Annotated in this window: 14 protein-coding genes; 13 read left to right on the forward strand and 1 reads right to left on the reverse strand. The window is 69.7% G+C overall.

Features of this window, described 5'->3' with window-relative positions:
• Positions 1-126 precede the first annotated feature (126 nt).
• From ACZ39I_RS17540 to ACZ39I_RS17580, 9 genes are all read left to right on the forward strand, one after another.
• Positions 127-1776 (forward strand): cellulase family glycosylhydrolase, encoded by a 1650-nt coding sequence (locus ACZ39I_RS17540; protein ID WP_467245255.1) that lies wholly within the window; start codon positions 127-129, stop codon positions 1774-1776.
• 157 nt (positions 1777-1933) lie between these two features.
• The gene (locus tag ACZ39I_RS17545) at positions 1934-3985 is read left to right on the forward strand and encodes a galactose-binding domain-containing protein (RefSeq protein WP_467245256.1); all 2052 of its coding nucleotides are present in this window, start codon (positions 1934-1936) and stop codon (positions 3983-3985) included.
• 24 nt (positions 3986-4009) lie between these two features.
• A complete protein-coding gene (locus ACZ39I_RS17550) occupies positions 4010-4600 on the forward strand; it encodes a TetR/AcrR family transcriptional regulator (protein WP_467245257.1) in 591 nt (196 codons plus the stop codon).
• A 54-nt stretch (positions 4601-4654) separates the two neighbouring features.
• Positions 4655-5002: a VOC family protein gene (locus ACZ39I_RS17555; RefSeq protein WP_467245258.1), complete on the forward strand. Its 348-nt coding sequence runs from the start codon at positions 4655-4657 to the stop codon at positions 5000-5002.
• Between the two features lie 54 nt (positions 5003-5056).
• Complete coding sequence (locus ACZ39I_RS17560) at positions 5057-7432, forward strand: ATP-binding cassette domain-containing protein (RefSeq protein ID WP_467245259.1); 2376 nt, start codon at positions 5057-5059, stop codon at positions 7430-7432.
• Between the two features lie 258 nt (positions 7433-7690).
• The gene (locus tag ACZ39I_RS17565) at positions 7691-8776 is read left to right on the forward strand and encodes an S-(hydroxymethyl)mycothiol dehydrogenase (protein WP_467245260.1); all 1086 of its coding nucleotides are present in this window, start codon (positions 7691-7693) and stop codon (positions 8774-8776) included.
• A 160-nt stretch (positions 8777-8936) separates the two neighbouring features.
• On the forward strand, positions 8937-9299 hold the full coding sequence (locus tag ACZ39I_RS17570; RefSeq protein WP_352386878.1) for a bifunctional 3-phenylpropionate/cinnamic acid dioxygenase ferredoxin subunit: 363 nt from the start codon (positions 8937-8939) through the stop codon (positions 9297-9299).
• Positions 9296-10456 (forward strand): NAD(P)/FAD-dependent oxidoreductase, encoded by a 1161-nt coding sequence (locus tag ACZ39I_RS17575; protein ID WP_467245261.1) that lies wholly within the window; start codon positions 9296-9298, stop codon positions 10454-10456. The genes ACZ39I_RS17570 and ACZ39I_RS17575 overlap by 4 nt, the downstream gene beginning before the upstream one ends.
• Before the next feature lie 88 nt (positions 10457-10544).
• A complete protein-coding gene (locus tag ACZ39I_RS17580; RefSeq protein WP_467245262.1) occupies positions 10545-11696 on the forward strand; it encodes an aromatic ring-hydroxylating oxygenase subunit alpha in 1152 nt (383 codons plus the stop codon).
• On the opposite strand, the gene ACZ39I_RS17585 is transcribed toward ACZ39I_RS17580, so the two are convergent.
• A complete protein-coding gene (locus tag ACZ39I_RS17585) occupies positions 11684-12430 on the reverse strand; it encodes an IclR family transcriptional regulator (protein ID WP_403672350.1) in 747 nt (248 codons plus the stop codon). The two genes, ACZ39I_RS17580 and ACZ39I_RS17585, sit on opposite strands and share 13 nt — an antisense overlap.
• Positions 12431-12637: 207 nt before the next feature.
• Here ACZ39I_RS17585 and betA point away from each other — a divergent pair, with 207 nt between their 5' ends.
• From betA to ACZ39I_RS17605, 4 genes are all read left to right on the forward strand, one after another.
• Positions 12638-14308 carry a choline dehydrogenase gene (betA, locus tag ACZ39I_RS17590; protein WP_467245263.1) on the forward strand — a complete coding sequence of 557 codons (1671 nt, stop codon included), beginning with the start codon at positions 12638-12640 and terminating at the stop codon, positions 14306-14308.
• 185 nt (positions 14309-14493) lie between these two features.
• Complete coding sequence (locus tag ACZ39I_RS17595; protein WP_467245264.1) at positions 14494-15963, forward strand: aldehyde dehydrogenase family protein; 1470 nt, start codon at positions 14494-14496, stop codon at positions 15961-15963.
• Positions 15964-15983: 20 nt separating this feature from the next.
• A complete protein-coding gene (locus tag ACZ39I_RS17600; protein ID WP_467245265.1) occupies positions 15984-17072 on the forward strand; it encodes a quaternary amine ABC transporter ATP-binding protein in 1089 nt (362 codons plus the stop codon).
• On the forward strand, positions 17072-19081 hold the full coding sequence (locus ACZ39I_RS17605; protein ID WP_467245266.1) for an ABC transporter permease: 2010 nt from the start codon (positions 17072-17074) through the stop codon (positions 19079-19081). The genes ACZ39I_RS17600 and ACZ39I_RS17605 overlap by 1 nt, the downstream gene beginning before the upstream one ends.
• Positions 19082-19085 lie beyond the last annotated feature (4 nt).

The raw sequence follows: 19085 nt of genomic DNA on the forward strand, positions 1-19085 counted from the left end.
GTCCCGCCGAGTTGCCCGGGAGCACGGACCATTTCCGTCAGCTGTCTTGACGTGTACTTGGCATGACGGCTTCCATGGGAGCGCTCCCATGCCCTGTTCGGCCCCTCACCCACCTCTGGAGCCGCAGTGAGACGAACAAGAAAGAGCCCCTTAAGTACCCTTCTGGCCCGGCTGACCGCCCTCGTCGGGCTGGTGCTGCTCGGCGTCCTGTGTCCGGGCACGGCCCAGGCCGCCCAGGAGCCCGGCACCCAGGCCACCGGTCTGCACATCAGCAACGGCCGGCTGGTGGAAGGCAACGGCAGCGACTTCGTCATGCGGGGCGTCAACCACGCCCACACCTGGTACCCCAACGAGTTGGGGTCGCTGGCCGACATCAAGGCGCAGGGTGCCAACACCGTCCGCGTGGTCCTCGCGGACGGCCACCGCTGGACCGCCAACAGCGCCTCGGACGTGGCCAACGTTGTCACGCAGTGCAAGGCCAACAAGCTCATCTGCGTCCTGGAGGTGCACGACACCACCGGATACGGCGAGGACAGTGCCGCCGGCACCCTCGACCAGGCCGCCGACTACTGGATCGGCCTGAAGAGCGTGCTCGCCGGCCAGGAGAACTACATCATCATCAACATCGGCAACGAGCCCTGGGGCAACACCGACCCGGCCGGCTGGACCGCCCCGACCATCGCCGCGATCCAGAAACTGCGGGGCGCCGGCTTCGAGCACACGATCATGGTGGACGCGCCCAACTGGGGCCAGGACTGGCAGCAGGTCATGCGCACCAACGCCCAGTCCGTGTACGCCGCCGACACCACCGGCAACCTGCTCTTCTCGATCCACATGTACAGCGTCTTCGACACCGCGGCGGAGGTCACCGACTATCTGAACGCCTTCGTGAGCGCCAAACTGCCCATCGTGATCGGGGAGTTCGGCGGTCCCGCCGACCAGTGGGGCGATCCTGACGAGGACACCATGATGGCCACCGCCGAGCAGCTCGACATCGGGTACCTGGCCTGGTCCTGGAGCGGCAACACCGATCCGATCCTCGACCTCGTGCTCAACTTCGACCCGGCGCAGATGACGTCATGGGGTCAGCGCATCTTCCACGGCGCCAACGGCATCGCGCAGACCGCGAAGGAAGCCACCGTCTTCGGTGGGGGTTCCAGTGACACCCAGGCTCCTACCGCCCCGGGTACCCCGACCGCCTCCGCGGTGACCGCGACCTCCGCCCACCTGACCTGGACGGCGTCCACTGACAACGTTGGCGTCGCCGGGTACGACGTCGTCCGGGTCGGCGGCGGCACCGAGACGAAGGTCGCGTCCGCGACGGCGAACTCGGTGACCGTGACCGGCCTGACCGCCGACACGGCGTACTCCTTCGCCGTGTACGCCCGCGACGCAGCCGGCAACAGGTCGGCCCGTTCGGCGACGGTGAGCCTCACCACCGCCACCACGCCCGCCGGGAGCTGCTCCGTCGGCTACCGCGTGGTCGGCGAGTGGCAGGGCGGTTTCCAGGGCGAGATCGTCATCCGCAACACCGGCACCGCCTCGCTCAGCGGCTGGAAGTTCGGCTTCGCCTTCGCCGACGGGCAGACCGTCTCCAACATGTGGGGCGGGACGCCCGCGCAGAGCGGTGGCTCGGTGACCGTGACCCCCGCCTCCTACACCAACACCATCCCGGCCGGGGGCTCGGTCACCCTTGGCTTCATCGGCAGCAAGGGCGCCACGAACACCGCACCGGCCGCATTCACCCTCAACGGAGCGGCCTGCGTGAACGGTTGATGTACCCCAGGTATCAGGTCAACTGTCCCGGACTCTTGACTCGGAGCGCGCTGGGTCGCGATCCTCGACGCATCTATTGCGCCGGTCATGACAAATCCAAGGGCAGTCAAAACGCCCTCGGTCGACGGCGCCTCCCGCCGACCGAGGGACGTGGGCCATGGCCGGACGCACCTGCCGCAGACGCAAGAACATCACCATCACCTCCCTGCTTCTCCTGGTGCTGGCCACGATCCTGGGCCCCACGCAGAGTTCGGCGGCCACCGACTGGTGGACCCCGACGGCCAGGCCCACCCCCGACGCCGAGGTCAACGTCACCGGAGCACCCTTCACCGGGACCAACTCCGCGGGAGAGGTGCGGGGGTTCATCGACGCCCACAACCACCTCCTGTCCAACGAGGCCTTCGGCGGCCGGCTGATCTGCGGCAAGGTGTTCTCCGAGTCCGGAGTCGCCGACGCGCTCAAGGACTGCCCCGAGCACTACCCGGACGGCTCCCTCGCGCTCTTCGACTACATCACCCACGGCGGCGACGGCAAGCACGACCCGACCGGCTGGCCGACCTTCAAGGACTGGCCGGCGTACGACTCGATGACCCATCAGGCGAACTACTACGCCTGGGTGGAGCGGGCCTGGCGCGGTGGCCAGCGGGTGCTGGTCAACGACCTCGTCACCAACGGGATGATCTGCTCGGTCTACCCCTTCAAGGACCGCAGTTGTGACGAGATGACCTCGATCCGCCTGCAGGCGAAGATGACCTACGACCTCCAGGCCTTCATCGACAGGATGTACGGCGGCACCGGCAAGGGCTGGTTCCGGATCGTCACCGACAGCGCGCAGGCACGGCAGGTCATCCAGCAGGGCAAGCTGGCGGTCGTCCTCGGCGTCGAGACCTCCGAGCCGTTCGGCTGCAAGCAGATCCTCGACATCGGGCAGTGCAGCAAGGCGGACATCGACAAGGGGCTGGACGAGCTGTACGGCCTTGGCGTGCGCTCGATGTTCCTGTGCCACAAGTTCGACAACGCCCTGTGCGGTGTCCGCTTCGACGAGGGCGGCCTCGGAACCGCCATCAACGTCGGGCAGTTCCTGTCCACCGGCACCTTCTGGAAGACCGAGACCTGCAAGGGCCCGCAGCACGACAACCCCATCGGTACGGCCGCCTCGGCGGCGGAGGACGACCTGCCGGCCGGCACCGAGGTCCCGGAGTACGACAAGGCCGCGCAGTGCAACGTCCGAGGGCTCACCGATCTCGGCGAGTACGCGGTGCGCGGCATGATGAAACGCAAGATGATGCTCGAGATCGACCACATGAGCGTCAAGGCCACCGGCCAGGTCCTCGACATCTTCGAGGCCGCGAACTACCCCGGCGTGCTCTCCTCGCACAGCTGGATGGACCTCAACTGGACCGAGCGGGTCTACGCCCTCGGCGGCTTCGTCGCCCAGTACATGCACGGCTCGGAAGGGTTCGCCGCGGAGGCCAAGCGCACCGACGCGCTGCGCGACAAGTACGGCGTGGGCTACGGCTACGGCACCGACTTCAACGGCATCGGAGACCACCCCGCACCGCGCGGAGCGAACGCCGCGAACAAGGTGACGTACCCCTTCAAGAGCGTCGACGGCGGCTCGGTCATCGACAAGCAGACGTCCGGGCAGCGAACCTTCGACTTCAACACCGACGGGGCCGCCCACGTCGGCATGATCCCCGACTGGATCGAGGACATCCGGCTCGTCGGCGGGCAGGGCGTGGTCGACGACCTCTTCCGGGGCGCCGAGTCCTACCTCGACACCTGGGGCGCGGCCGAGCAGCACCAGGCGTCCGTGAATCTCGCCAACGGCAGGACGGCGACGGCCAGTTCGTCGGAGTCCAACCCGTTCACCAGCTACCAGCCGGGCCGGGCCGTGGACGGCGACGACTCCAGCCGCTGGGCGAGCGACTGGAGCGACGACCAGTGGTGGCAGGTCGACCTGGGCTCCACGAACCGGGTCTCCAAGGTCACGCTCGACTGGGAGCGGGCGTACGGGAAGTCGTACCGGATCGAGCTTTCGACGGACGGGACGAACTGGCAGACCGTCTGGTCGACCACCTCCGGGGACGGCGGCCTGGACACCGCCAGGTTCACCGGCACTCCCGCCCGTTACGTCCGGGTCCACGGTCTCGGCCGCGGTACCGACTGGGGATACTCGCTCTACGAGGTGGGAGTCCACAGCGGCTGATTCTTTCGACAGCGGGGGATACACATGGCGCGCATGCCGTCGGCCGAGCGGCGCAGACAGCTGACGGAAGCGGCGATCAGGGCGATGGCCCGGGACGGCGTCGCCAAGACGACGACCCGGTCCATCGCCGCCGAGGCCGGTGTGTCCCTCAGCGTCTTCCACTACTGCTTCGACTCCAAGCAGGCCCTCGTCGAGGCCGTGATCACCACGCTCACCGGTCACTCGGTGAGCGTGGTCCAGGAGGCGCTGCGTCCCAAGGACACCCTGGAGGAGACCGTCGCCGCCGGGTTCCGGGCGTACTGGGACGACGTCCGCGCCCACCCAGAGGCCCACATGCTCACCTACGAGCTCACCCAGTACGCCCTGCGCGAGCCCGGGTTCGAGCACCTGGCCAGGCGCCAGTACGAGCTGTACGGCGAGGCGTACGCCGAGCTCATCGAGCAGCTGCGCAGGGGCATGGATCTGAAGCTGAAGGTGCCCGTCTCCGTGCTGGCCCGCTATCTCGCGGCCATGACCGACGGGCTCACCCTGAACTACCTCGTTCTCGGAGACGCGGCCGCCTGGGAGGACATCCTCGACACGGTCACGGGGCACATCGCGGGCCTGGTGCGCTGAGACCGGTCAGGATTCGAGAAGCGCGGGCCGGGGCCCGTGGCTAGCGTGACGGACATGGACATTCGCATTCGGGCGAGCTTCCTTCCGCACCACGACCCGGAGGCCGCCCTGGCCTTCTACCGGGACCTGCTGGGCTTCGAGGTGCGCGGTGACGTGGGCCGGGGCAGGACGCGCCGGCTCACCGTCGGCCCCGCGGGCCAGGCCGGTGTCGCGGTGGTGCTGCACCCGGCGGGCGAGGACCCCGGGCTCCTGCTCGCCACCCCCGACCTCGACTTCGTCTTCGAGCACCTCCAGGCCCGCGCCGAGGTGATCCAGGAGCCGATCGAGCAGCCGTACGGCATCCGGGACTGCGCCTTCCTCGACCCGGCGGGCAACATGATCCGCGTCCAGGAGCCGCGCTGAGGCGTGTGCGTCGTCGTAGTGTTCGAAGCTGTCGAAAAACGGGAGGACATCACCATGGGCAAGGCCACCGCGGGCGACCGGCACGCCGCTGACAGCCACGACCTGATCCGCGTGCACGGGGCGCGCGAGAACAACCTCAAGGACGTCAGCATCGAGATCCCGAAGCGCCGGCTCACGGTCTTCACCGGAGTCTCCGGCTCCGGCAAGAGCTCACTGGTGTTCGACACCATCGCCGCCGAGTCGCAGCGGATGATCAACGAGACGTACAGCGCCTTCGTGCAGGGCTTCATGCCCACCCTGGCGCGGCCCGACGTGGACGTCCTCGACGGCCTGACCACCGCCATCACCGTCGACCAGCAGCGCCTCGGCGGTGACCCGCGCTCCACCGTCGGCACCGTCACCGACACCAACGCGATGCTGCGGATCCTCTTCAGCAGACTCGGGACCCCGCACATCGGCTCGCCCAAGGCGTTCTCCTTCAACGTCGCCTCGATCAGCGGCGCGGGCGCGGTGACCATGGAGCGCGGCGGACAGACCGTGAAGGAGCGCCGCAGCTTCAGCATCGTCGGCGGCATGTGCCCGCGCTGCGAGGGCCGGGGCACGGTCAACGACATCGACCTGACCCAGCTCTACGACGACTCCAAGTCGCTGAGCGAGGGCGCGCTGACCATCCCCGGCTACAAGGCCGGCGGCTGGAACTACCGCCTCTACAGCGAGTCCGGCTTCTTCGACGCGGACAAGCCGATCCGGAAGTTCACCAAGCGCGAGCTCCAGGACTTCCTGTACCGCGAGCCGGTCAGGATGAAGATCGCGGGCATCAACATGACCTACGAGGGTCTCGTGCCGCGCATCCAGAAGTCGATGCTCGCCAAGGACCGCGAGTCGATGCAGCCGCACATCCGGGAGTTCGTGGACCGGGCGATCACCTTCATGGTCTGTCCCGAGTGCGAGGGCACCCGGCTGAGCGAGGGCGCCCGGTCCTCGAAGATCAAGGGGATCAGCATCGCCGACGCCTGCGCGATGCAGATCAGCGACCTCGCCGAGTGGGTGCGGGCCCTGGACGAGCCGTCGGTCGGGCCGCTGCTGACGGCGCTGGGGGAGACCCTCGACTCCTTCGTGGAGATCGGGCTCGGCTATCTCTCCCTCGACCGGTCCTCCGGCACGCTGTCCGGCGGCGAGGCGCAGCGCACCAAGATGATCCGGCACCTCGGCTCCTCGCTCACCGATGTCACCTACGTCTTCGACGAGCCGACGATCGGGCTGCACCCCCATGACATCCAGCGCATGAACAACCTGCTGCTGCGCCTGCGGGACAAGGGCAACACGGTGCTGGTCGTGGAGCACAAGCCGGAGGCGATCGTGATCGCCGACCATGTCGTCGACCTCGGCCCCGGTGCCGGCACGGCGGGCGGCTCGGTCTGCTTCGAGGGCAGCGTCGAGGGGCTGCGCACCAGCGGCACCGTCACCGGCCGCCACTTCGACGACCGGGCCGGGCTCAAGGACACCGTCCGTGAGGCGACCGGCGCGCTGGAGATCCGCGGCGCGAGCGCGCACAACCTCCAGGACGTCGACGTCGACATCCCGCTCGGGGTGCTGACCGTCATCACGGGGGTCGCCGGATCCGGCAAGAGCTCGCTCGTGCACGGGTCGATCCCGGCCACGGAGGGGGTGGTGTCCGTGGACCAGGGCGCCATCCGGGGCTCGCGGCGCAGCAACCCGGCGACGTACACCGGACTCCTCGAACCGGTCCGCAAGGCGTTCGCGAAGGCCAACGGGGTGAAGCCGGCACTGTTCAGCGCCAACTCCGAGGGGGCCTGCCCGACCTGCAACGGCGCCGGGGTCGTCTACACCGACCTGGCGATGATGGCCGGGGTCGCCACGACCTGCGAGGAGTGCGAGGGGAAGCGGTTCCAGGCCTCGGTACTGGAGTACCACCTCGGCGGGCGGGACATCAGCGAGGTGCTCGCGATGCCGGTGACGGAGGCGGCGGAGTTCTTCGGTACCGGTGAGGCGAGTACGCCGGCCGCGCACCGGATCCTGGAGCGCCTCGCGGACGTCGGGCTCGGCTATCTCACCCTCGGCCAGCCGCTCACCACGCTGTCCGGCGGTGAGCGGCAGCGGCTGAAGCTGGCGACCCACATGGGGGAGAAGGGCGGGATCTACATCCTCGACGAGCCGACCACCGGGCTCCACCTCGCCGATGTCGAGCAACTCCTCGGCCTGCTGGACCGGCTCGTCGACTCCGGCAAGTCGGTCATCGTCGTCGAGCACCACCAGGCGGTCATGGCCCACGCCGACTGGATCATCGACCTCGGCCCGGGCGCGGGCCACGACGGCGGACGGATCGTGTTCGAGGGGACGCCGACGGAACTCGTCGCCACCGGGGGCACGCTCACGGCGAAGCATCTGGCGGCGTACGTGGGCAAGTGACGGGGCGTTCTCGGTCCCAGCTCCCCTGACTCTCCGGTCCGCTGACTCTCCGGTCCCCTGATTCTCCGGTCGGCGTGGCTCACGGCTTCGGCGTGAGCCACGCCGATCCGGCGTCGCGGCGCCTTCACCCGGGCCCGCCGCCGCGATCCGGCCGGATCCGGCCTCTTGACCCATGGCCCGCACTCCCCGATGCTCAGTTGCGCATGGTGATGCGTGTACCGGATGGGGCAACCCGTAGGTAGGTCGGAGGAGTGACCCATGGCTCATGAGGTTCGTGCTGTCGTCGCCCGCGCGAAGGGCGCCCCCGTCTCCGTCGAGACGATCGTGGTCCCCGACCCCGGTCCCGGCGAGGCACTGGTGAAGGTCGAGGCGTGCGGGGTCTGCCACACCGATCTCCACTACCGGGAGGGCGGGATCAACGACGACTTCCCCTTCCTGTTGGGGCACGAGGCGGCCGGGCGCGTCGAAGCGGTGGGGGAGGGCGTCACCGGTGTCGAGCCCGGTGACTTCGTCATCCTCAACTGGCGTGCCGTCTGCGGAAAATGCCGGGCGTGCGCCAAGGGCAGGCCCTGGTACTGCTTCGACACCCACAACGCGGTCCAGCCGATGACCCTGCTCGACGGCACCCCCCTCTCGCCCGCCCTCGGCATCGGCGCCTTCGCGGAGAAGACCCTGGTCGCCGCCGGGCAGTGCACCAAGGTGGACCCGGCGGCCCCGGCGACGGCCGCGGGACTGCTCGGCTGCGGGGTCATGGCGGGCTTCGGCGCGGCCGTGAACACCGGCGCCGTCGGCCGCGGGGACTCCGTCGCCGTCATCGGCTGCGGCGGGGTCGGCACGGCCGCCGTCGCGGGGGCCCGGCTCGCCGGCGCGACCAAGGTCATCGCCGTCGACATCGACCCGCGCAAGCTGGAGCGGGCCAGGGCGATGGGCGCCACCCACACCGTCGACTCGCGCGAGGGCGACCCGGTGGCGGCGATCCGCGAACTGACCGGCGGCTTCGGCGCCGACGTGGTCGTGGAGGCGGTCGGCCGCCCCGAGACCTACCGGCAGGCCTTCTACGCCCGCGACCTCGCCGGCACCGTCGTCCTGGTCGGGGTGCCGACTCCGGAGATGAAGCTGGAACTGCCGCTGCTCGACGTCTTCGGACGCGGTGGCGCCCTGAAGTCCAGCTGGTACGGCGACTGTCTGCCCTCGCGCGACTTCCCGGCCCTCATCGACCTCTACCTGGACGGCCGCTTCGACCTGGACGCGTTCGTCTCCGAGACCATCGGCCTCGGGGACGTGGAGAAGGCGTTCGAGAAGATGCACCGCGGCGAGGTACTGCGCTCCGTGGTGGTGCTGTGAACGGCCTCTCAGTGTTGTGCATCGCGCGGAGCGTTGCATGTGAGGCAACAGGGATCCCCGTCCGGGTCCCTTCTCTGGACTCCTTGACAAGGGTTTGCGGGCGCCCTCAAACTGACGTTGCGTTCAACGCAATCCGTTTCGCTATACGCACCGAGGTGTCATGATGATTCCCGCGTGCCGTCTCGTGGATCTCCCCCGAGGCGAGGCCTACCGGCTCGACATCGATCCGCCGGTCTCGGTGTTCCACACCGACGACGGCGAGGTCTTCGCCATCGACGACACCTGCACCCATCAGGACGCCTCGCTCGCCGACGGCTGGCTGGAGGGCTGCGAGGTCGAATGCCCGCTGCACGCCTCGAAGTTCGACCTGCGGACGGGTGCCGTCGACGCCCCGCCTGCCAAGCGACCGGTCCGCACCCACGAGGTCCATGTCGAGGACGGCATGATCTACGTCCGGCTGTCCCTGGACGCGCCCAACCTGCCGCCCTGCGTCACGGCCCGGCTCGCCGGCGGACCCGCGTGAGAACGGTCGCCGTGGTCGGCGCCTCGCTCGCCGGTCTCTCGGCGGCGCGCTCGCTGCGCAAGCAGGGCTACGACGGGCGGCTCGTCCTCATCGGCGACGAACCCCACCGCCCGTACGACCGGCCCCCGTTGTCCAAGGAGTTCCTGGCCGGCTCCCTGGCCGAGGCGGACCTCGCGCTGGAGCCGGACGACGAGGACCTGCGGGCCGAGTGGCTGCTCGGCGTCCGCGCCGTCGGTCTCGACGGCCCGCAGCGCGCCGTACGGCTCGCCGACGGCAGCGAGGTACGGGCGGACGGCGTCGTCATCGCGACCGGCGCCGCCGCCCGGACCCTGCCCGGCGCCGGCGCCCTGGCCGGGGTGCACACCCTGCGCACCCTGGACGACGCCCGCGCCCTGCGCGACGAACTGGCCCTCGGGGGCAGGCTGGTGGTGATCGGCGGCGGCTTCATCGGCGCCGAGGTCGCCTCCACCGCGTACGCCCTCGGACTCGATGTGACCGTCGTGGAAGCGGCTCCGACCCCGCTGGCCGGACCGCTCGGCGAGACCATGGGCGGGATCGTCTCCGCCCTCCACGCCGACCACGGCGTACGGCTGTTGTGCGGAGTGGGCGTCAAGGGACTGCGCGGCGCGAGCCGTGTCGAGGCCGTCCTGCTGGCGGACGGCCGCAGCGTCCCCGCCGACATCGTGGTCGTGGGGGTCGGCGCCCGTCCGTGCGTCGAGTGGCTCGCGGGCTCCGGCATCGAGCTCGCCGACGGCGTCAGGTGCGGCGCCGACGGACGCACCAACCTGGCCGGTGTGGTCGCGGTCGGGGACTGTGCCTCCTGGTACGACCCGCGCGCGGGCCTGCACCGCCGAGTCGAGCACTGGACCGGCGCCCGGGAGCGGCCCGAGGCGGCCGTGACCGCGCTGCTGGCGGGCGGCGCGGTGGAACCGGGCGCGCCGAGGCCGCCGTACTTCTGGTCGGACCAGTACGGCGTGAAGATCCAGTTCGCCGGTCACGCGGCCGCCGCCGACAGCGTGACGATCGAAGAGGGCGCCCGGGACGACCGCAACGTCCTGGCCGTCTACCGGCGTTCCGGGCATCCGGTCGCCGTGCTCGGAATGAACCAGCCGCGGCTGTTCACGCGCTGGCGCAAGCAGCTCGCCGCCGCGGCCTGACAGCACCGCCGCTGTCGCCGCGTTCACCACGCCGTCCGCTCTTCCCGGCGTGCATCACCGGCCCACGACGTTCCCCGAGGAGTGCACTGTGACCTCGACCAGCCTGCCGGACAGCCTGATCGCCACCCTCCCCGGCGCCTCCTACACGGATCCCGGGATCTTCGCCCAGGAGCAGGAGCGCATCTTCGAAGCGATGTGGTTCTGCGCCGTCCGCGCCTCCGACCTGCCCAGGCCCGGCCGCTTCAAGACCGTTGAGGTGGGCCGGGAGAGCATCCTGATCACGCGCGCGCGGGACAACTCGGTGCGCGCGTACTTCAACGTCTGCCGGCACCGCGGGGCCAAGCTGTGCACCGAGGAGTCCGGAGAGGTCAAGCGGGCCTTCCAATGCCCGTACCACGCCTGGACGTACGACCTGACCGGCAAGCTCGTCGCCGCGCCCAACCTGACGAAGATGCCGGACGTGGGCCGCACCGAGTACGGCCTGGCGAGTGTGGCGGTGCGCGAATGGCTGGGCTATGTGTGGGTGTGCCTCGCGGAGGACCCGCCGCCCTTTGACGAGGTCGTCCAGGACGTGATCGCGCGCCTCGGCGACACCGAGTCGATCGAGCACTACGACATCGGGGGGCTGGAGGTCGGCCGGCGGATCGTCTATGACGTGAAGGCCAACTGGAAGCTGATCGTCGAGAACTTCATGGAGTGCTACCACTGCGCGACGATCCACCCCGAACTCACCGAGGTGCTCCCCGAGTTCGCCGACGGATACGCGGCCCAGTACTACGTGGGGCACGGCGCGGAGTTCGGCGAGGACGTCAGGGGGTTCACCGTCGACGGCTCGGAGGGGCTGGACCGGATTCCCGGAGTCTCCGAGGACCAGGACCGCCGCTACTACGCGATCACCGTGCGGCCGCAGGTGTTCATCAACCTCGTGCCCGACCATGTGATCTTCCACCGGATGTACCCGGTGGCGGCGGACCGGACGGTCGTGGAGTGCGACTGGCTGTACCTGCCCCAGGTCGTGGCAAGCGGCAAGGACGTCAGCCGGTCGGTGGAACTCTTCGACCGGGTCAACCGGCAGGACTTCGACGCGTGCGAGCGCACCCAGCCCGGGATGCGCTCACGGCTGTACGCCAAGGGCGGTGTGCTGGTGCCCAGCGAGCACCACATCGGCGAGTTCCACGACTGGGTCCAGGCCCGGTTGGGAGTCGGGGCCGGTCCGGCTGACGGGGCTCAGCCCAGGTAGCCCATACGGTGGCTGATCTCCTCGGCGCCCTTGACCAGGACCGGGGCGAGCTCGTGGAGCCGCTCTTCGGAGAGCCGGTACGCGGGTCCCGAGGCGCTGAGCGCCGCGATGACCTCTCCGTCCCGGTCGCGGACCGGCGCGGCCATGGCGTGCAGGCCGAGCTCCAACTCCTCCAGGGCCCAGGCGTAACCGCGCTCACGGGCCTCGGCGAGGTTCTTCTCGAGCTTCGTCTTCGCGGTGATGGTGCGCGGGGTGACCTTCTTCAGGCCGGTCTCCGTCAGGAGCGCGGCGCGCTGATCGGCGGGCAGGTGGGCCAGCAGGATCTTGCCGCTCGACGTGGCGTGCAACGGGGTCAGCTGGCCGACCCAGTTCTGCGCGGTGACGGCACCCGGGCCGCGCACCTGGTAGAGGTTGACCGCGTAGCGCTCCTGCATCACGGCGACGTTCACGGTCTCGCCGAGCTCCTCGGCGAGGTCCTCGCACACGGGGCGGCTCTGCTGGGTGATGTCGATGCGTCCGGTGACCGCGCCGGCCAGCCGCACGATGCCGAAACCCAGGCGGTACTTGCCGCGTTCACCCGCCTGTTCCACCAGGCCGCGCGCTTCCAGGGCGCCGAGGAGCCGGAACGCCGTGGACTTGTGAACGTCGATCTCGGCGGCCACCTCGCTCACGCCCGCCTCGCCGCGCTGGGCCAGGATCTCCATCACGTGAATGGCCCGGTCGACGGACTGCACCCCGCCGCTCGACGACCCTGTCGTTTCGTTATCCGGGTTGTAGTTGCTCACAACGCAACTATACGGCGGGTAAAAAACAAGGGTGGGGGTTGTTTCGGGGACCCCGTGCATATGTCGTGCAGGTTGCGCACTTCGCAACCTGGTGCGTATCGCGATACCCGTACTACCATGCCGCGCATATCGACGGCGCGAGCGAGACGAGGCACCATGGCTCCTCAGCAGTACGACTTCGTCATCGTCGGTGGTGGATCGGCCGGCAGCGCACTGGCCAACCGGCTCTCCGCCGACCCCGGCAACCGCGTGCTGGTCCTGGAGGCCGGCCGGCCCGACTACCCGTGGGACGTCTTCATCCACATGCCCGCGGCGCTGACCTACCCGATCGGCAGCCGCTTCTACGACTGGAAGTACGAGTCGGAACCCGAGCCCCACATGGGCGGCCGGCGCGTCTACCACGCCCGCGGCAAGGTGCTGGGCGGCTCCAGCAGCATCAACGGCATGATCTTCCAGCGCGGCAACCCCATGGACTACGAGCGCTGGGCCGCCGATCCCGGCATGGAGAGCTGGGACTACGCGCACTGTCTGCCGTACTTCAAGCGTATGGAGAACTGCCTCGCGGCCGACCCCGACGACGAGTTCCGCGGCCACGACGGCCCGCTCGTCCTGGAGCGCGGCCCGGCCGCCAACCCGCTCTTCGGCGCCTTCCTCAAGGCCACCGAGGAGGCGGGGTACGCGCCGACCGACGACGTCAACGGCTACCGGCAGGAGGGCTTCGCCAAGTTCGACCGCAACGTCCACCGCGGGCGCCGCCTGTCGGGCTCGAAGGCCTATCTGAAGCCCGCCCGCAGACGCCCCAACCTCACGGTCAAGACCCGCGCCCTCGTCACCCGCGTCCTGTTCGAGGGCAAGCGGGCCGTCGGGGTCGAGTACCGGCGCGGCAAGGGCGCGCTGCAGCAGGTGCGCGCCAAGGAGGTCATCCTCTGCGGCGGCGCGATCAACTCCCCGCAGTTGCTGCAGCTCTCCGGCGTCGGCAACGCCGGGGAACTGCGCGCCCTCGGCATCGACGTCGTGCACGACCTGCCGGGCGTCGGCGAGAACATGCAGGACCACCTGGAGGTGTACATCCAGTACGCCTGCAAGCAGCCCGTCTCCATGCAGCCGTACCTCGCGAAGTGGCGCGCCCCCTTCATCGGCCTGCAATGGCTCTTCCGCAAGGGCCCCGCCGCGACCAACCACTTCGAGGCCGGCGGGTTCGCCCGCAGCAACGACGACGTGGACTACCCCAACCTGATGTTCCACTTCCTGCCCATCGCGGTCCGCTACGACGGCTCCGTGCCCGCCGGCGGACACGGCTACCAGGTGCACGTGGGGCCCATGTACTCCGACGCCCTCGGCTCGGTGAAGATCAGGAGCAGGGATCCGCAGGAGCACCCGGCGCTGCGCTTCAACTACCTGTCCACCGAGCAGGACCGCCGTGAGTGGGTCGAGGCGATCCGCGTCGCGCGCAGGCTGCTCAACCAGCCCGCCCTGGCTCCCTACAACGGTGGGGAGATCTCGCCCGGCCCGTCCGTCGAGACCGACGAGGAGATCCTCGCCTGGGTCGCCAAGGACGGCGAGACCGCCCTGCACCCCTCCTGCACCTGCAAGATGGGCACCGACGAGATGGCCGTCGTGGACCCCGCCAGCCTGCGCGTGCACGGGGTCGAGGGGCTGCGGGTCGTCGACGCGTCGGTGATGCCCTATGTCACCAACGGAAACATCTACGCGCCGGTGATGATGATCGCGGAGAAGGCGGCCGACCTCATCCTCGGCAAGGAGCCGCTGGCGCCTTCTGAAGCCGTCTACTACCGGCACCGGGACTCCCGGACGCAGGCGGGGTAACGCAGTATTTTCGCGGGGCCGCTTGTCCTGGAAACCAGCTGTCTCCGGGGTGCGCGCAAGGCGCCCGCGTGCCCAAACCGTCATCCCCCAACCCCTTGACGTGGGTTCACGCATTCTCCAGAGTGTTCCACCACAAGCAATGCGGTGCGCGATGCGCAACGAGATTCGCTCGAAGGGCTCCCGACGTGGCAGACCTGTATGTGGACGGGAAGTGGCGGGAACCGGTGGCCGGAGGCCGTCGGGAGATCCGCTGTCCCGCCGACGGCACGCTTTCCGCGACTGTGTCGGAAGGCACCCGTGCCGACACCGAAGCGGCCGTCGCGGCCGCCCGCCGGGCCTTCGACGAAGGGCCCTGGCCGCGCACCCCCGAGCGAGAGCGGGGCGCCCTGCTGCTGCGCACCGCCGACCTGATCGAGCGCGACGCCAAGGAGTTCGCCCGCGCCGAGTCGCTGGACACCGGCAAGCGTCTGGTCGAGAGCGAGTACGACATCGCCGACGTCGTCTCCTGTCTGCGCTACTACGGCGGGCTCGGCGGCACCGACGCCGGCCGCGTGATCGACACCGGCCGGGACGACGCCGTCAGCCGCGTGGTGTACGAGCCGATCGGGGTGTGCGGTCTGATCACACCGTGGAACTACCCACTTCTGCAAGCGAGTTGGAAGGTGGCCCCGGCCCTTCTCGCCGGCAACACCATCGTCCTCAAGCCCAGTGAGCTCACCCCCTCCACCGCGGTCCTGCTGATGCGGGCACTGGAGGAGGCCGGACTCCCCGTCGGTGCGGCCAACCTCGTCCTCGGCACCGGGCCCGAGGTGGGGGCGCCGCTCTCGGAGGATCCCCGGGTCGACATGGTCTCCTTCACCGGAGGCGTGGAGACCGGCAAACGGATCATGGCGACGGCAGCCGCCGGCGTGAAGAAGGTCGCGCTGGAACTCGGCGGCAAGAATCCCAATGTCGTCTTCGCCGACGCCGACTTCGAGACGGCCGTGGACTTCGCGCTCACGGCCGTCTTCCTGCATTCGGGGCAGGTCTGCTCGGCCGGTGCCCGGCTGATCGTCGAGGACTCGCTGCACGACCGGTTCGTCGACGAGGTGGTCCGCCGGGCCCGGCAGATCCGCCTCGGCGGGCCCTTCGACCCCGAGGCCGAGACCGGGGCGCTGATCTCGGCGCAGCACCTGGAGAAGGTCGAGGCGTACGTCGCCTCCGGGCTCGCCGAAGGTGCCGTCCTGCGCTGCGGTGGTGAGCGTCCCGACGACCCCGCCCTCGCGAACGGCCACTACTACCCGCCCACCGTGCTCGACGAGTGCCGGCAGGACATGCGGGTGGTGCACGAGGAGTCCTTCGGGCCGGTGCTGACCGTGGAGCGCTTCTCCGGTGAGGACGACGCCGTACGCATCGCCAACGACACCGAGTACGGCCTCGCTGGTGCCGTCTGGACCCAGGACGCCGGGAAGGCCCAGCGGGTCGCCCGCCGGCTGCGGCACGGCACCGTGTGGATCAACGACTACCACCCCTATGTGCCACAGGCCGAATGGGGTGGCTTCGGGCACTCCGGTGTGGGCCGGGAACTGGGACCGACCGGCCTGGACGAGTACCGCGAGCCCAAGCACATCTGGCAGAACATCCAACCCCGGCCGCAGCACTGGTTCCGCGGCTGAACGCCGAGAAGAGGTCGACCATGACCCCAACCCAGACCGAGGTGCCGCCGCGCCGCGGCACCCCCGAGGACGCGGCGCCCACGCCCGTCATATCCGTACGCGGGCTGTGGAAGGTGTTCGGGCCGAAGGCGGACCAGGTACCGGATTCCGAGGAGCTGCGCGGGCTCACCCGCCGCGAACTCATGGACCGCACCGGCTGCACCGCCGCCGTGCGGGACGTGAGCTTCGACGTCGCGCCCGGAGAGGTCTTCGTCGTCATGGGGCTGTCCGGCTCCGGCAAGTCCACCCTGGTGCGCTGTCTGACCCGGCTGATCGAGCCCACCGCCGGAGAGATCGTCTTCGAGGGCGAGGACATCCGGGACGCCGACGAGCGGCGGCTGCGCGAACTGCGGCGCAGCAAGTTCTCCATGGTCTTCCAGCACTTCGGTCTGCTGCCCCACCGCCGCGTCGTCGACAATGTGGCGTTCGGGCTCGAGATCCGCGGCCTGGGCCGGGCCGAGCGCACCAGGCGGGCGCTGGAGGTCGTCGAACTCGTGGGCCTGTCGGGGTACGAGAACTCCTACCCCGACCAGCTCTCCGGTGGAATGCAGCAACGCGTGGGCCTGGCAAGGGCGTTGGCCGGGGATCCGGACGTCCTCCTCTTTGACGAGCCGTTCTCGGCGCTCGACCCGCTGATCCGCCGGGACATGCAGAGCGAGGTCATCCGTCTGCACCACGAGGTCGGCAAGACGATGGTGTTCATCACCCACGACCTCTCCGAGGCGCTGAAGCTCGGCGACCGCATCCTCATCATGCGGGACGGAAAGACAGTCCAGTGCGGCACCGGCGACGAACTCGTGGGCGCCCCCGCCGACGACTACGTACGCGACTTCGTCAAGGACGTGCCGCGCGGCGATGTACTGACCCTGCGCTGGATCATGCGTCCGGTCACTCCCGAAGACCCCCTGGACGGACCCGAGTTGGGCCCGGACGTCGTGGTGAAGGAGGCCACCCGGGCCGTCCTCGCGGCCGACAGGCCCGTCAAGGTCGTCGAGAACGGCAAGCTGATCGGCATCGTCGGTGACGAGGAGATCCTCGCGGTGGTCGCCGGGCAGGAAGGCGACGCGTGATGACCGTCGCCATCGAGAAACCCGGGAAACCGGGGCAGACGAAGCAGGCCGAACCGCCTCCGCCCGCCACCCCCGTACGCCGGGTCAGCCGGTCCATGGTGGTCGGCGCGATCCTGGTCGTCTGGCTCGTCCTGTTCGCCGTACTGCGCGGAAAGCAGACCCTGTCGCTGGCCGCGGCCGACCTCACCGATCTGCACCGCTGGCTCAACGACGTCAACGACTCCATCGGCGCCAACCGCAACTCCAACCCGCTCTTCCTGTACGGCTTCAACGAGATCCGGCTGGTCATCGACAACCTGGTGACCTTCGTGCAGGACCTGATCTCCCAGCCGTCCGGCGACCGGCCGCTCCCGCAGATCGGCTGGCTCGGAGTCGTCGGCCTCGCCGGCTATGTCTCCTGGGCGGTGGCCAACTGGCGGGTCGCGCTGCTGGCCGTGGCCGGCTTCACCTTCCTCGGGCTCCAGGGCCTGTGGCAGGAGAGCATGGACACCCTGGCCCTGACGCTCTCCGCGGTCCTGGTGGCGCTGCTGTTCGCCCTTCCGCTGGGCGTGTGGGCGGGTCTGTCCGAGCGGGTCAACCGGATCGTCACCCCCTTCCTGGACTTCATGCAGACGATGCCGACCTTCGTCTACCTGGCGCCGCTGACCCTGTTCTTCCTGATCGGCGGGGCCTCCGCGACCATCGCCACCGTCATCTACGCGGCACCGCCGGCCATCCGCATCACCGCGCACGCCATCCGTTCCGTGCCCGCGACGACGGTCGAGGCCGCCGCCTCCATGGGGGCCACCCGCAGACAGTCCCTGCTCAAGGTGCTGCTGCCGATGTCCAAGCGGACCGTGGTGATGGGCGTCAACCAGACCATCATGGCCGCCCTGGCCATGGTGACCATCGCGGCCCTGATCGACGCGCCCGGGCTCGGCAAGACCGTGGTCCAGGCCCTGCAGTCCCTCGACGTCGGTACGGCCTTCAACGCGGGCCTCGCCATCGTCGTCATGGCGATCGTCCTGGACCGGGTCACCACCGCGGCGAGCGGACGCGCGGAGGCCGCCCGGCGCTCCGGCAACCCGCTCCTCAAGTGGCGGCGGCACCTGCTCGCCGCCGGGGGAGTGGTGGCGGCCGTACTCGTGTATCTGTCGCACACCTACGTGTGGGCGGCCGAGTTCCCCGGCGACGGCACCACCGGCAGCAACATCGCCAAAGCGGCCGACGACGTGACCACCTGGGCGCAGGACAACCTGTCGGGGCTCACCAACGGCTTCCGCGATGTCATCACGAACAGCCTGCTCAACCCGTTCCAGACGCTGCTGACCGACTCCCCGTGGTGGCTCGTCGGCGCCGCCCTCATCGGGATCGCCGTGGTGCTCGGCGGCTGGCGCGCCGGCGTCACCACCGCCGTGTGCGTGGGACTCCTGGTCGCCACCGGCGTGTGGTCGGACGGCATGACGACCCTGGCCTCGACGGTCGTGGCCACCGTGCTCGTCATGCTGCTCGGCATGGTCGTCGGGGTGTGGATGGGCCGCAGCGCGCTGGTGGACCGGCTGGTGCGGCCCACCCTCGACGCGGCCCAGGTCATGCCGCCGTTCGTCTACCTCGTGCCGTTCCTCGCCCTGTTCGGCGCGACCCGGTTCACGGCCATCGTCGCCGCGATCGTCTACGCGGCACCGGTCGCCATCAAGATCATCGCCGACGGGGTGCGGACCGTGCCCGCGGCCACCGTCGAGGCGGCCACCTCCACCGGGTGCAACACCTGGCAGATCATCACCAAGGTCCAGCTGCCGATGGCCCGCAGCGCCCTGACGCTCGCGACCAACCAGGGCCTGATCTACGTGCTGTCGATGGTCGTCGTCGGCGGCCTGGTCGGCGCCGGGGCCCTCGGCTACGACGTGGTAGCCGGCTTCTCGCAGGGACAGCTGTACGGCAAGGGCCTGGCGGCCGGACTCGCCATCGTCCTGCTCGGCGTCATGTTCGACCGGATCACTCAAGCAGCGGCTCGCCGCACCAGTAACTGAGGAG

It is taken from the genome of Streptomyces sp. NPDC024687, assembly GCF_055559055.1.